The following is a 12,467-nucleotide window of genomic DNA, read 5'->3' as shown; positions in this document are numbered from 1 at the left end:
ACAGGAAGTGCTGCGGAAAAAGGCAGGCACGCAGGATGGCCCTGTAAGGTTAGATATCAGTGCGATACCGGCCGGTGTATATTTTGTGCGGACTGGCAGGGTTAACGAAGCCCCGATGAGGCTGGTAAAACAATAGCTATAAATAATAAAAAGGATCGCTGCGCTGCGATCCTTTTTATTTTATGCAGGTTTGGCATTAATGGTTAAGTGCGCATGCTTACTAACTTTAGAACTCTCACTTAAATTTTTTTTGCGAGGAAATTGATTTCCGGGACCTCATCGCTCAGCGTTTACGGGAAGTGCGGGAAAAAGCAGACATGGATCAAACCCAATTCTCGTATGAGCTGGGGGTTGACTCACAAGCGGTAAGCCGATACGAAACGGGTGGGGGAGCCTCCATGTATGTGGTGCGCAATTATTGCATCCATATAGGCATTAGCTTAAAAGAGTTTTTTGATTCGCCGTTGTTTAAGCTGGATAAGCCAAAGTGAACTATCCGGTGGTGACATGTTTCGGGTACACATAAATTGCTTACCTGGTTAATTCGTTAATCCTTCCGACAATCTGCCTGCGATAGATGAGCATCGGTAAACGCATCTTCATAGGCCACTTCTCCGGTATTTTCAATCTTTACCTTTATTTTAATCTTGTACCCTTCGCTGGGCGGGAACTTCTCGTAGAAGACCTGATGGACCTTCAGCAGCCAGCCGAGGGACGACCTGGTAATGAGTGAAGTACTGAACAGGTGAAAGCCATTTTGAGAAACGGAGATATTAAATTGCTCGGCCCGCTTCGTGTTTTGTACAGGTATACTATTTACGTCAATCATAGTGGTGGATTGAATGCAGTTGTATGTATTTAGCATGAATTAAGAGGTCGGCTGTATAGAAGTTATTGGTCGGACACGATGTGGGTTTTGCTACCAATACTGAACTAGCAAGTACCGCTGCCAGAGTCTATGAGAATAATGGTGTGGTGTGTGCTGTATGTCTTGGACCTGCGTCGCAGGCTGTTAAACATTTATTGCGTAAATAGATACACATATTTGGATAACCGGCTTCGTAATTTGCTGGCGCGCTTTTAGAGAATTTCAGGATGTCTAAACACGCCGATAACGCATGAAGCATGTTTCACCAGTCTACACTGCCTGGTTACAATCTATCCTTCCAGCTCAGGTAACGGGGCATAGTACGGTTACTTACAGCCAGTGCAGGGTCGGCAGCCGAATAGTGGCAGAGCAGTACTTTACCATAGCTGCACGCAGGTTGCTGGAAGTGAACCATTGGCAAAGATGGGCAGGAAAAGCGACTGCTGTTTTTCAACTGGTGGATGCAAAGGGCCAGGAACAAAACAGGGCTGCAAAGAAGGGCGATTATTTACGCATTGACATTCCCGCACCCGCTAATCCCGATGGAAAAGGCGACGATTGGGTGCAAGTGGAGGACGTAGGCGAGCGTAGCACGGCACACCATCGCCTAACCTTCCTGACAGTAAGGGCAGCGCTCAGCCCGCTGAAGCAGGTCGACAATGCTGCCCATTTTTTCGAGCGTAAGGCTACCTCCACTTTTTTGGTTTACCTGGAAAATGACACACTCATCGCCGCTGTGTATGGTCGCAATGAACGCCCTAATTTTAATTCAGGAAATTTGATTACCCGTCTGCGCAACTGGCTCGTTTACCTGGGCGCCCGGCTTGGGTTGTCAGCCTTACAATGGAAAAGCCTCACGAAAGGATTGTTGCAATTTTCGGCGTAGGGTTATGAGCAGGCCATTTGACAAAATGGCTGGTATGCTTTTCGCAGTTCCCAGCTATCAAGCTGGTATATGATAAAAGCATTACGAAACAATGGCCTTTCCATAACCTTCCTGTTTCTTTTTTTGTTAGCGCTCATAGGTCAGTTTTTTACGGGGCTCAAAGAGCACAATAAGGAGTTGGCAGAAGATGGACAACCCAAGGTAGGGGCGGCGCAATATATCAGGTCGGGCCATTTTATTCAAGCGACCTTCGAGAACTGGGAAAGTGAATTTCTGCAGATGGCTTTGTTTGTTTTGCTGACCATCTTTCTTTATCAAAAAGGATCTTCTGAATCAAAGACATTTGAAGGGGAAGAAGAAGTTGACCGGGAGCCGTCGCCGGCACGCCCTGGTGCACCCTGGCCAGTGCGGAAGGGCGGGTGGATCTTAACCTTGTACAAACACTCCCTGACCATTGCCTTACTCGTTCTTTTCCTCCTTTCATTCGTGCTGCACTTATACGGTAGCCTGAAAGACGAAAACGAGCTTTTGGCCAGCAAAGGAATGCCAAAGGAATCATTGGGAACCTACCTCGCGGATAGCCGGTTTTGGTTTGAATCTTTTCAGAACTGGCAAAGTGAATTTTTATCTGTATTTGCCATCGTGGTATTGTCCATTTTTTTGCGGCAAAAGGGTTCGCCACAGTCCAAGCCGGTGGACGCGCCACATGATGAGACCGGAGAGTAGTGTTTGTTTCGTTTCAGGGAGTTACGGTTGACCATAACCGCCCGACGATCCGTAGACCTGGCCGGTGGCATAGCTGCCCTCACTCGCGGCGAGCAATACATAGATGCCTGCCAGCTCGGCCGGTTGGCCGGGACGTTTAAAGGGGGTATGTGCGCCGAAGTTCTTCAGTTTCTTCATGGTGGCACCACCGCTTACCTGTAAAGGTGTCCAGATGGGGCCCGGGGCTACGCCGTTGACCCGAATGCCTTTGGGGGCCAGCTGCTCGGCCAGGGATTTTACATAACTGGTGGTGGCTGCTTTGGTTTGTGCATAGTCGTACAACTCACCCGAGGGATCGTAGGCTTGCACGCTGGAGGTGGCTATGATGACTGATCCGGCCTTCAGGTGTGGCAGGGCTGCTTTGATAGTCCAAAAGGGAGCGTAGATATTTGTTTTCATGGTGGCATCAAACTCCTCATCGGTGATATCGAGTATAGATGCCTGGGTTTGTTGCCTGGCGGCATTGTTGACCAGTATATCGAGGCCGCCTAGTTGTTTGACTGCTTCCTCTACCATCTGCCGGCAGAAATCCGGCGTGCGCAGATCTCCGGGAATGGCCACTGCTTTTCTGCCTGCTGCTTTGATGAGTTGTATCACTTCTTTGGCATCTGCCTCTTCCTGGGGCAGGTAATTGATGGCCACATCGGCTCCCTCACGGGCATAGGCTATTGCTGCGGCGCGTCCCAAACCCGAATCGCCTCCCGTGATGAGCGCTTTGCGGCCAGCCAGGCGACCAGAGCCGATATAACTTTTCTCACCATGATCGGGCCGGGGTTTCATTTTGGCGGCCAGGCCCGGCCAGGGTTGTAATTGCTCTTTAAAGGGGGGCTTGGGGTATTTTGTTATGGGATTGCCTCCGGCTGCTTTTGATCGCTTTTGCGGTGTTTTTTTCATAGATGATAGAGTTGTTCCGGTACATAGCTTATCTGCGGTAATTCACCAAAGATGAACTACCGCGTTTTGCGTTAAGTATGAACTGAAGACCTGAAAATGTTTAATTTTTTCCCCGCTCGAGGTATTTAATGATGTCCGACCTCATTGGGCCGGCTTTTTGGATTGCTTCAACTATCTCTTCGTGCGTTTTGGACGGATATTGCTGGTGCAGGTATTCTATTTCAGATGGGTCTTTGCTATCAACCCTTATATCGTCTTGTTTTCCGGTATTCATTTTATTGTCAGGCATAACAAACGTTTTAATGAGTAAATGGGATATCTATAAACTCGCCATAATTTTTGTGCCCGGACTTCGGATCAGTGTTTGCCATGATGGTCGGCTAGTTTGGAGGCATAATAACAATCTACTGATATGGCTCATACAAGGGAATATATTATCCAACTGCTTACGAACGGAACCCATAAAACCTGGTACAAAACAGGCAAAGTTCCGGTAGCCGGCTGTATGCCGGGAGATGAACAAATACATATTTCGAAAGATGAAATGAAATTAACGATCAGTATTTGTAATGACATGCTGGAATGGGAAGAGAAATCAACTCATTGTTGGAGCGTACAGTTTGATCCGATGACTGAGCAACTAAAATTGACCATAGATGGTCAATTTTGCCGGTATTCTTATGATCCTAAAGGTAGATACCTCACTTTAAAAATACCACAGGGCGCCGAGCCAATTATTCTTCAATAATACGGACGGTAATAGGTTAGTCTCTTTACCTTGTACACTCCTTTATGCCGAACTGTTCGGTCTTAACTCTACGAATATAGATATGCGAGGACCAACTGGTCGACGACATTGCCACTAATGACGACTGAAGAATAGAACAATCGTTATGACGCCGGTCCTGGCATACCCTACCTGGCAACTATCAAAAAGTCAAGCTATTATTGTTTCACAGGACAGGGTTTAGCTTTTTGACTATAACGCAATCTACATTCCAGATAGTCTTCATTAAAGAAGATGCTGTTAGGCTTTTTTTCTGCCGAAGAACAAGGAGATTACGAAGACTGCCAGAAAAATATAAAATAAAACTTTGGCAATGCCTGCAGCGCCTGCGGCTATTCCGCCGAAACCGAAAATCGCGGCAATGACAGCGATTACGAGGAAAATGATTGAATACCGTAGCATAGATGGGAGATTTATTGTTAATAATAGAGAAGCTGTTACAAAGTTGATGCCTGCGATATTCCTGCAGGTCAGTACTATCGAAACTTGGATCGGCTCATTTGTCAATTATGTGTGCGCAGGTCGTCCAATGACTAAAATAGCTTTGGCCGCAAAAATCATTTCCGGATTACACAGACTGGAGGCTACCTGCTGTTTCGGGACGATCTTGATCAATTGTGGCAATAGTGAGATTCCTGTTCCTATGCTGGCGGCAATACCTATGAGTTGTGTGGTTTCCATAGGGCTATACGCTAGCCGTTGGTGACTTTTTTGAAATGGTATTTCCCTTTAATGTACTTGTTGAGGAAGACTCCCTTCTCGCGATATTGCTTCATGTCTTTGTAAACCGACTCGGGGACCTCGAGGTAGTCATAGATGGCGCCCGAGTTAAATGCAATCCTTAAAACTTCGGTTGCTGGTAGGTATTGTATATGTGCTATGACCGTAGACGGCATGTGAATCAAGGCATAATTCTTATGCCAGGAGCAGGGCTTTAATTATCTTGCCGTGGTATGTTCAGTCGTCTTTTTTATGTGTTCGAAGATATCCTTCTACCAGATGACGATCGCGACCTACCGTCTTAATCGCTGCCAAAATCTCATCGCGGGTCACACCTAATTTTTCTTCCAGATAATATAATTCATAATTTTCTTCAGGAGGAACCTGGCTTTTGTCGCTGGTAGACTTATCCTGTTTATCATTTGCCATTGTGATCGGTTTGTGTGCGGTTATTTTGCTAAAGGCAGTCGTTATCTTTTCCTTTGAGGTAGCCCTGCGGCTGCGGTGGCATTTTATAGGATAATCTTTGGGGCTGGGTGGGTGGCACGAATGGGCGCAGACGCATAGGAATTGTTCTTTCCAACACAATTATAGATTTAAGCCTGAGCTTATGAGGGCGGTTTACAGTAAAGGTTGTCATATGTATAGCTAATTTTCCTGGTGGAGAAAGGGATTATTTAACATTTGTCAATTCAAAGCTTATGCCATCGGGTGGCGCATTGGTAAGGGCTCCTTCAGTTGTTGGAATTCATTAAGCGTGGAAATTCATGGACATCGAATGGATACATAGTGGGACTATGCCTGGGAGCGAAATGCAGGATTGCGGCTCGATCATTTTTTATTAAGTCCGCACCTGTTGCCGCGGCTTCATAGTGCCGGCGTTGATAAGTCCGTGCGTGGGTGGCCCAAAGCTAGCGACCATGCACCTGCCTGGATCCTGCTCAAGGAATAAATGTACAAGGATAAATCGTTACGATGGATGTTACGCAATTAGACATGCCAACGCCAGTAAGGAGGGATCCAATGCCGTGGGAGGAAAAAGAAAAATAAAACCCAGCCGATTTGAGCCGGGTGATTCTGCGAAGGCTACCAAAGCCCTAACCTAACACTGAAACTCCAGATAAATTCTTATATTTTATTGAACTATAATCCTGTGTGCCCTTTTCGCAAATAGGTTTCAATATCTGCGCGAAGTGGGCCGGCCGCCTTTATTGCTTCTGCAACCTCATCGTAGGTCTTGTCGGGAAACTTACGTTGAAAATATTCAACTTCAGAAGGATCTTTCGGGTTTACCCGAATGTCGTCCTGTTTGCTGAGTTTTGGATTACTGTCTGACATAGTTATCAGTTTATGACGAAGGCAGCAATAATTATTCCATGGGCCGATACGAGGTAGAGGATGAAAGGGGTGAATAAGCCGGTGTGTGGATGGCCAAAGCAAGTGAATATGCACCAGCCTGGATTTACGCAAGAATGATGTTTGGTACATGTACATGTATGATGCATGCCAGTTTTCAACGATGAGCGCCTGCTTTTTTGCTGTTGATGATCAACCCGGCCAGCACGCCAACGATTCCGGCGGCGGCCCATATCATGGCTTTCTTTTTTGTGGCCGGGGCCAGCTGCCAGCCTCCGTCTACACTAGTGCCATAGTGCACCGGACCCAGCACGTTGCCGCTGGTTGCGGCCAGGGTGGGCGCCTGTTTGAGATAGGAACGTATAAGCAGCACGGTGGCAAGACGACTGATAACCGGAAGATAATTCCAGGCGATGCGCAGCAAGGCTGCTCCCAACCCGATGGTCGTGGTGTCCACCGGATTCTCTATGACCCGTACTACCGCCCTGGCTACCTGCCAGGGGTTGTATACCGGCGGCGCAGGTTTAAGCGACTTGCCGGTATAGTTAGCGGCATGTTGCATGCCTGGCGTATCGAGAAAGCCGGGATAAAGATCGCAAACATGTATATCGCGCCATCCGATGAGTTCACCTTTCAGCGCTTCAGAAAATCCCCGCAAGCCAAACTTGCTGGCGGTGTAGGCTGTGGCGTACGGCGTAGGAAACCAGCCGCCAACAGATATATTGTTGATGAGGATGCCCTGCGTTTGTTTTTTAAAATAGGGGATCACGACATGGGCACTGTGCATGTAACCGAGCAGGTTGGTTTTGATGACTGCTTCGCTTACTTCGGGCGGCACTTCTTCTAACGGGCCTGCGGCCAGTACCCCGGCGTTGTTGATCCACACATCGATGGCTCCGCCAAACTGATAGGCCTTTTCGGCCAGTACCCTGATCTCCTCTACGTTCTGCATATTAACCGTCACTACCAATACTTTGCTGCCTGACGCCATACAGGCAGCGGCTGTTTCCTGCAGGGCAGCTTCCCGGCGAGCCGCCAATATCAGCGTGGCACCTTTGGTGGCCAGCTGTAAGGCGATGGCTTTGCCCACCCCGCTGGAGGCGCCGGTAACCACGATCGTTTTGTGTTGGATGGAGCTGCTCATCTGGCGACTTTTTGAATGGGTAATTTCCTGGAATGTATTCGATGTGCGCGATCACGATGGAGGGTATGCCAGCTGTGGCTTCAATTCGCATGCCATGCGTGTTGCCTGTGTTGTGTAGAAGATGCCGCGATTCCATGGGCACAGTTATCGCTGCCCGCCTCTCTAAACTTGTACTCAATAAATGTAAGATCATGAAAGCAGCCGTTATACATGGACCCGGTAAGATCACCTATGACTCGGTTGATGACCCCACTATCAAAGATGCGCGGGACATTATCCTGAAAGTGACCGCCACTGCGATCTGCGGATCGGACCTCCACATCTATTCGGGTGGTATACCGCAGCCCAGGCCGATGGTGCTGGGTCACGAGTTTATGGGAATTGTGGAGGAAACGGGCAACTCCGTTACCAATTTAAAAAAGGGGGACCGGGTGGTGGTGCCATTCCCTATCCCCCACGGGTTATACCGGGGTGGACTGGGCCGGGGTGAAAGGTGGTGAGTCGGTCGCCATTTTTGGTGCGGGCCCCGTGGGCATCATGGCCGCTAAGAGCGCCTGGCTTCGAGGGGCCGGACGTGTGCTGATCGTAGACACCCTGGCGTACAGGCTGTCGAAAGCGGCGGCCTCCGCCAATTGTGAAACCATCTTATGGGAAGGTGATGGCAAAAATGTGATCGAGCAAATCCGTTCAGTCACTTATGGAAGAGGCACGGATGTATGTATCGACGCCGTAGGGTTTGAACCAGACAGGAGTTTTATCGACCGGGCCAAATCGGCCCTTAACCTGGAGAAAGGCTCCGTAAAAGTATTGGAAGCGTGCATGAGCGCTGTGAGAAGAGGCGGTATCGTTTCGGTATTGGGTGTATACCCTACAACTTATGACAATTTCCCTATTGGGCAGTTCTTCGACAAGGGCATCACCTTAAAAGGCGGACAAGCGCCGGCCCACAAATACATCGATGAACTGCTGGAGTATGTGGTGCAAGGAAAGGTGGTGCTGGAGGATGTGATCACGCACCGGTTACCGCTTTCCAAAATTGCGGATGGCTATTCGATGTTCAAGAAAAAAGAAGACAACTGTGTAAAGGTGGTATTGGATCCATGGGCTGCGGGGTAATAATTCCCCAGCCTAATCTATGAATTTAATAGGCCTTCGCAAGTTGTTGTAAAACACCCGGTATACATATATCTGCTGTTACAAATTCCAAGGCATATGATTTGGAGAATTATTAAGAAAGCAACTGATATGAAAAATTCATTGATGCTAGCATTGTTGATTGTGATGGTAACAGCCACAATAACAAATGCCCAGTCATTGCCTGCCGATTCCATTAACAAGGGTAAAGAACAGCAGCGTATAGCGGAAATCACAAAGCGGCTTGATAATCGTAAACAGAAACTGGTGGTATTGGAAAACGAATTTTTAGAACAAACCAATAAGAAAGAAAGAGCAGTTAATGAGGTACAGGAGTCCGCTGATAAAAACAAGCGGGCTGCTGTCAAATTAAGCAACGATCCTCAGGACAAGAAAAAGGCAAAAAGAGCAGAAAAGCAGTCTGACGATGCAAGGCGGGATGCCAAAAAGGCCAGGCGAGTTTCCAACAATCTTGAGGGGGTAGAAGACGACATCAAACAAATAAAGAAACGAATCGCGGAGGATGAAAAATTGCTGGCTGATTTGAAACTTCGAAAATCTGGGCAATAGTTTCAAGGACTGCCCCTCATCTTTTTGTCATTGTCGTCATAGGGAGGTTACCGTGTACCACGACTGGGTTTGATCATTACTGTATAATGTTTCGGTCTTAATAACCCGTTCCTTTGAATCATAAGTGTATTTAGTAATCGCCCACAAATAAAAGGATGCAGGATTATTGATATCGGTGCCATAGTAGTACGTAGTATCCAGTTCGATGAATTGCTGATTGTTATATGAGTACCTTGTATAAAACGCAACAGAAGCTTTAATATTTATTGCACACAAACTAAAAAGGATTTGCAATGTTCGAATCTAAATTTCATTAATTATAACAGTTCACATAACATTGGTGCTAACATTTTGGGGAATTGTAACTGCCGATGTGGTCGAAAAGAGAGTGAATGTGGGCAATTATTAGATATCTTTGCCGACTTTAATATAATTCATGAGCGAATACCTGAACCTAATGAGGCGTGAAATTGAACCCATACGCCAACAGCTTATTGAACATCCCGTATATGCTAAAGTCAACACCGTTGAACGGCTGAAAACATTCATGGAGTACCATGTTTTTGCTGTTTGGGATTTTATGTCCCTGCTAAAAGTACTTCAGCGTAATCTTACCTGCATAGAACTTCCTTGGATTCCGACAGGGAACCCACAAACAAGATACCTTATCAATGAAATTGTACTGGGTGAAGAATCTGATATTGACGAAGGAGGAAATCGTACGAGTCATTTTGAGTTATACTTGCAAGCCATGCATGAAATAGGGTGCAACCTTAATGTTATCAATAAGTTTGTTGATTGTTTGAAAGAAAAGGAACCTGTGGTAGAAAGCCTTCGTGTTTCAAATGTTCCACTGGCTGCAGCTGGCTTCGTTAAAAGTACTTTTGCTGTAGTAAATAATAATAAGCCCCATGTTCAGGCAGCTGTTTTTACTTTTGGAAGAGAGGATCTCATTCCTGGTATGTTCATAACTTTCGTACGTGAATTGAACAAACAATCCAGCGACCGTTTTGGCACGTTAAAGTATTACCTTGAACGACATATCGAAGTTGATGGTGAGCACCATTCTCAGCTAGCTTATAAAATGACGGAAGAACTTAATGGAACTGAATCTGCAAAATGGCAAGAGTCAACTGATGCGGTAAAGAATGCCCTGTTGCATCGTATAAAATTATGGGATGCTATAAGTAGCGGTTTTGGTAATTAATGGCGTTCCTTTTGCAAGTTCCCACCAGTAGACGGTTTCGGTGGTCATCAAAGAGCCGCGGCCTTCAAATGGCTTGCTTTTACCAATTCTGCAATGGTTAGTACCAGTCCTGTCGAATGGATCCCGGAATAGCATAATATTTTTGAAATCGTCTGACAAAAATATAATCCCCGCCTCCACTTACTATTACTTTCACTGGCTTGCCATTAGCGTCTTGGAAACTTAATAGAAACGCGCTTATTAGAGGTAAGGGTTTATCTGTTTTTAGCGTATTCATTTTACTTACAAAACTATTCACCATTTGATAGGGAAGGGGGCGGCTGCATAGGTGTGTTAGCGTATCCTCCGAAGATTCATTGGCCTTCCGATCTACAAGTTTGTAGATTCTCCATCCCGATAGGCTGTCGAGTTGTTGGCTGTAAACGTCCTGGAGAGCTACGCACAATAGCAAGGATATTAAATGAAACTTTGCCATAGGTAAGGTTTGATTGCAATGGATGTACAATGGATTAAATTTAAGTCATATCAGCCGTTGGCGTAAATGAATTATAGCCGCAATACTGTGAATGATTGGCTACTTGTGGCGTTGATAGTTAGTCTAACGTCAGAATGCCGGTGTCGATCATTTTCATTTAAACTTCCCAAGATACCAATACACTAACGAGCAAGTAGCGGCCACCTTTTATTCCCGTTTTGGGATATTTGGTGCCCCGTGTGATACCATTCCCTGCAAGCGCATTAGCGGCTCAATAAGCCAGCTCGGAAAATACCTTATCCACTACCTGGATATTGCCTAAAACACCTGTCTTTTCATTGACAAGCCGTAGTCTCTATGGAGGCCGTATTCTGGCGGTTGAACCTGCATGCGCCGCCCATGCGACAGCTTCCGGCAATGCCGGCTGTAAAGTTGTCCCGGCATAAACTGGTTACGGGTAAAGCTATTTCCCTATAAGCTGTCTGATCCCGTCCGGATCATTCCCTGCTCAACCCCATAGCTGGCCCTGATCTGGCCCTGATAAAGTCGTGGGTAAGGAGTGGTCCCGACCGTATCATGACCGTATCACAACCGTACCAGGAGGGTAGCCCGACCGTACCTCAAAACCGATTCAACCGTAGTGGAGAATGGGCAGAAGCGCCCGTGCAAAAAACATATCGTGGAGTAGAAAACACCTATTAAAATATACGAAATCCTGCAGTTAACTCCAAAAAAAGAGCTCAAATGTTGTCCATAGGTGGGGCAGCTTGTTAGTAGGGCGATGGAACAAATGACGGAATGTATAGTACAAATGTTTATCAGCACTCCGCCTACTAAGAGTTGATCTGTTTTTACCAGATATTTATTCTGCCATTCTCCTTCCACATCAATTTTTAACGATTGCATTCAATGAATAAGTTCAAATCATCATTATTCCTTTTTTTATTGCTGCCGGCAGTAGTCAGTTTGAGCGGCTATAACGTGCAGAAACAAAAGAAAATACTGGTTTTCAGTAAAACCGCTGGCTTCCGCCATACCTCTTCTATTGAAGCAGGGAAAAAATGGATAATCGAGCTGGGCAAAAGAAACAGGTTTGGTGTAGATACCACGGAAAATGCAGACGTCTATACCGCGGAAAACCTGCAGCAATATGCTGCGGTGGTCTTTTTGTGTACAACCGGCAATGTGCTGAACGAACAGCAACAGCAGGCATTTAAACAGTTTATACAGGGAGGTGGCGGCTACCTGGGATTGCATTCATCAGCAGATACAGAATATGACTGGCCATGGTTTGGAGAACTGAACGGCGCCTATTTTAAAAATCACCCCAGGCCACAGGAGGCTGTATTCAACGTGGTGGATACTACTAATATAGCTACGGCGCATCTCCCAAAAGCGTGGAAACGCTTTGACGAACTGTATAATTTTAAATGGATCGGGACAGATCTGCATATGCTAATTACCATCGACGAAAGCACCTATACGGGTGGAGGCCATGGAGACAATCACCCGATGGCGTGGTATCATGATTTTGATGGCGGAAGAAGTTTTTATACCGCTTTGGGGCACGACAATAAATCGTGGGAGGACCCTTTATACCTGCAACATGTATTGGGAGCCATTAAATATGTGATGGCCACAAAATAATTGAATATTCATTT

Annotated in this window: 18 protein-coding genes; 10 read left to right on the top strand and 8 right to left on the bottom strand. The window is 46.4% G+C overall.

Translation table 11 applies throughout. The annotated features are described in order from the left end of the window. Positions 1-260 precede the first annotated feature (260 nt). Positions 261-491 carry a helix-turn-helix transcriptional regulator gene (locus P2H89_RS22775; RefSeq protein ID WP_345799377.1) on the top strand — a complete coding sequence of 77 codons (231 nt, stop codon included), beginning with the start codon at positions 261-263 and terminating at the stop codon, positions 489-491. Positions 492-547: 56 nt separating this feature from the next. Here P2H89_RS22775 and P2H89_RS22770 read toward each other — a convergent pair whose 3' ends face one another. Further along, positions 548-829, bottom strand: a complete 282-nt coding sequence (locus tag P2H89_RS22770) for a hypothetical protein (RefSeq protein ID WP_275831254.1) — start codon at positions 827-829, stop codon at positions 548-550. Positions 830-1,118: 289 nt separating this feature from the next. Between P2H89_RS22770 and P2H89_RS22765 the strand changes: the two genes are divergently transcribed. After that, positions 1,119-1,754 carry a hypothetical protein gene (locus tag P2H89_RS22765; RefSeq protein ID WP_275831252.1) on the top strand — a complete coding sequence of 212 codons (636 nt, stop codon included), beginning with the start codon at positions 1,119-1,121 and terminating at the stop codon, positions 1,752-1,754. A gap of 69 nt (positions 1,755-1,823) precedes the next feature. Then, positions 1,824-2,480 carry a DUF6766 family protein gene (locus tag P2H89_RS22760; RefSeq protein ID WP_275831250.1) on the top strand — a complete coding sequence of 219 codons (657 nt, stop codon included), beginning with the start codon at positions 1,824-1,826 and terminating at the stop codon, positions 2,478-2,480. 21 nt (positions 2,481-2,501) lie between these two features. Here P2H89_RS22760 and P2H89_RS22755 read toward each other — a convergent pair whose 3' ends face one another. After that, entirely contained in the window at positions 2,502-3,413 is a 912-nt protein-coding gene (locus P2H89_RS22755) for an SDR family oxidoreductase (protein WP_275831248.1), read from the bottom strand. A 100-nt stretch (positions 3,414-3,513) separates the two neighbouring features. Continuing rightward, positions 3,514-3,702, bottom strand: coding sequence for a DUF3606 domain-containing protein (locus tag P2H89_RS22750; protein WP_275831246.1), 189 nt, complete (start codon positions 3,700-3,702; stop codon positions 3,514-3,516). Between the two features lie 123 nt (positions 3,703-3,825). Here P2H89_RS22750 and P2H89_RS22745 point away from each other — a divergent pair, with 123 nt between their 5' ends. Beyond that, positions 3,826-4,161 carry a hypothetical protein gene (locus tag P2H89_RS22745; RefSeq protein WP_275831244.1) on the top strand — a complete coding sequence of 112 codons (336 nt, stop codon included), beginning with the start codon at positions 3,826-3,828 and terminating at the stop codon, positions 4,159-4,161. Between the two features lie 279 nt (positions 4,162-4,440). On the opposite strand, the gene P2H89_RS22740 is transcribed toward P2H89_RS22745, so the two are convergent. Then, a complete protein-coding gene (locus tag P2H89_RS22740; RefSeq protein ID WP_275832088.1) occupies positions 4,441-4,563 on the bottom strand; it encodes a DUF1328 family protein in 123 nt (40 codons plus the stop codon). Here P2H89_RS22740 and P2H89_RS22735 point away from each other — a divergent pair. Then, complete coding sequence (locus tag P2H89_RS22735; protein ID WP_275832099.1) at positions 4,514-4,906, top strand: hypothetical protein; 393 nt, start codon at positions 4,514-4,516, stop codon at positions 4,904-4,906. The genes P2H89_RS22740 and P2H89_RS22735 overlap by 50 nt on opposite strands. Here P2H89_RS22735 and P2H89_RS22730 read toward each other — a convergent pair. The 4 genes from P2H89_RS22730 to P2H89_RS22715 form a co-directional block, all read right to left on the bottom strand. Beyond that, the gene (locus P2H89_RS22730) at positions 4,893-5,096 is read right to left on the bottom strand and encodes a KTSC domain-containing protein (protein WP_275831242.1); all 204 of its coding nucleotides are present in this window, start codon (positions 5,094-5,096) and stop codon (positions 4,893-4,895) included. The two genes, P2H89_RS22735 and P2H89_RS22730, sit on opposite strands and share 14 nt — an antisense overlap. Before the next feature lie 61 nt (positions 5,097-5,157). Then, positions 5,158-5,349, bottom strand: a complete 192-nt coding sequence (locus P2H89_RS22725; protein WP_275831240.1) for a DUF3606 domain-containing protein — start codon at positions 5,347-5,349, stop codon at positions 5,158-5,160. Positions 5,350-6,063: 714 nt separating this feature from the next. Then, entirely contained in the window at positions 6,064-6,258 is a 195-nt protein-coding gene (locus tag P2H89_RS22720) for a DUF3606 domain-containing protein (protein WP_275831238.1), read from the bottom strand. 175 nt (positions 6,259-6,433) lie between these two features. After that, the gene (locus P2H89_RS22715) at positions 6,434-7,420 is read right to left on the bottom strand and encodes an SDR family oxidoreductase (RefSeq protein WP_275831236.1); all 987 of its coding nucleotides are present in this window, start codon (positions 7,418-7,420) and stop codon (positions 6,434-6,436) included. Between the two features lie 191 nt (positions 7,421-7,611). On the opposite strand from P2H89_RS22715, the gene P2H89_RS22710 reads away from it, so the two are divergent. The 5 genes from P2H89_RS22710 to P2H89_RS22690 all read left to right on the top strand — a co-directional run bounded on the left by P2H89_RS22710 (position 7,612) and on the right by P2H89_RS22690 (position 12,453). Then, positions 7,612-7,920: an alcohol dehydrogenase catalytic domain-containing protein gene (locus P2H89_RS22710; protein ID WP_275831234.1), complete on the top strand. Its 309-nt coding sequence runs from the start codon at positions 7,612-7,614 to the stop codon at positions 7,918-7,920. Then, entirely contained in the window at positions 7,892-8,536 is a 645-nt protein-coding gene (locus P2H89_RS22705; RefSeq protein WP_275831232.1) for a hypothetical protein, read from the top strand. Before P2H89_RS22710 ends, P2H89_RS22705 begins: the two co-directional genes overlap by 29 nt. Before the next feature lie 129 nt (positions 8,537-8,665). Next, positions 8,666-9,124, top strand: coding sequence for a hypothetical protein (locus P2H89_RS22700; RefSeq protein WP_275831230.1), 459 nt, complete (start codon positions 8,666-8,668; stop codon positions 9,122-9,124). A 436-nt stretch (positions 9,125-9,560) separates the two neighbouring features. After that, the gene (locus tag P2H89_RS22695; protein ID WP_275831228.1) at positions 9,561-10,331 is read left to right on the top strand and encodes a DUF3050 domain-containing protein; all 771 of its coding nucleotides are present in this window, start codon (positions 9,561-9,563) and stop codon (positions 10,329-10,331) included. A 1,384-nt stretch (positions 10,332-11,715) separates the two neighbouring features. Beyond that, positions 11,716-12,453 carry a ThuA domain-containing protein gene (locus tag P2H89_RS22690; RefSeq protein WP_275831227.1) on the top strand — a complete coding sequence of 246 codons (738 nt, stop codon included), beginning with the start codon at positions 11,716-11,718 and terminating at the stop codon, positions 12,451-12,453. Positions 12,454-12,467: the final 14 nt, after the last annotated feature.

The sequence above is a fragment of the Paraflavitalea sp. CAU 1676 genome (genome assembly GCF_029223285.1).
In the GTDB taxonomy this organism is placed as follows: domain Bacteria; phylum Bacteroidota; class Bacteroidia; order Chitinophagales; family Chitinophagaceae; genus Paraflavitalea.
The sequence above is the reverse complement of the archived record's forward strand: the minus strand, read 5'-3'. Positions and strand labels throughout refer to the sequence as shown.

Coding starts and splice junctions, on each gene's coding strand:
- P2H89_RS22770 (WP_275831254.1), bottom strand. CDS start 829: ATGATTGACGTAAATAGTATACCTGTACAAAACACGAAGCGGGCCGAG.
- P2H89_RS22765 (WP_275831252.1), top strand. CDS start 1,119: ATGAAGCATGTTTCACCAGTCTACACTGCCTGGTTACAATCTATCCTT.
- P2H89_RS22760 (WP_275831250.1), top strand. CDS start 1,824: ATGATAAAAGCATTACGAAACAATGGCCTTTCCATAACCTTCCTGTTT.
- P2H89_RS22755 (WP_275831248.1), bottom strand. CDS start 3,413: ATGAAAAAAACACCGCAAAAGCGATCAAAAGCAGCCGGAGGCAATCCC.
- P2H89_RS22750 (WP_275831246.1), bottom strand. CDS start 3,702: ATGCCTGACAATAAAATGAATACCGGAAAACAAGACGATATAAGGGTT.
- P2H89_RS22745 (WP_275831244.1), top strand. CDS start 3,826: ATGGCTCATACAAGGGAATATATTATCCAACTGCTTACGAACGGAACC.
- P2H89_RS22735 (WP_275832099.1), top strand. CDS start 4,514: ATGCCTGCAGCGCCTGCGGCTATTCCGCCGAAACCGAAAATCGCGGCA.
- P2H89_RS22730 (WP_275831242.1), bottom strand. CDS start 5,096: ATGCCGTCTACGGTCATAGCACATATACAATACCTACCAGCAACCGAA.
- P2H89_RS22725 (WP_275831240.1), bottom strand. CDS start 5,349: ATGGCAAATGATAAACAGGATAAGTCTACCAGCGACAAAAGCCAGGTT.
- P2H89_RS22720 (WP_275831238.1), bottom strand. CDS start 6,258: ATGTCAGACAGTAATCCAAAACTCAGCAAACAGGACGACATTCGGGTA.
- P2H89_RS22715 (WP_275831236.1), bottom strand. CDS start 7,420: ATGAGCAGCTCCATCCAACACAAAACGATCGTGGTTACCGGCGCCTCC.
- P2H89_RS22710 (WP_275831234.1), top strand. CDS start 7,612: ATGAAAGCAGCCGTTATACATGGACCCGGTAAGATCACCTATGACTCG.
- P2H89_RS22700 (WP_275831230.1), top strand. CDS start 8,666: ATGAAAAATTCATTGATGCTAGCATTGTTGATTGTGATGGTAACAGCC.
- P2H89_RS22695 (WP_275831228.1), top strand. CDS start 9,561: ATGAGCGAATACCTGAACCTAATGAGGCGTGAAATTGAACCCATACGC.
- P2H89_RS22690 (WP_275831227.1), top strand. CDS start 11,716: ATGAATAAGTTCAAATCATCATTATTCCTTTTTTTATTGCTGCCGGCA.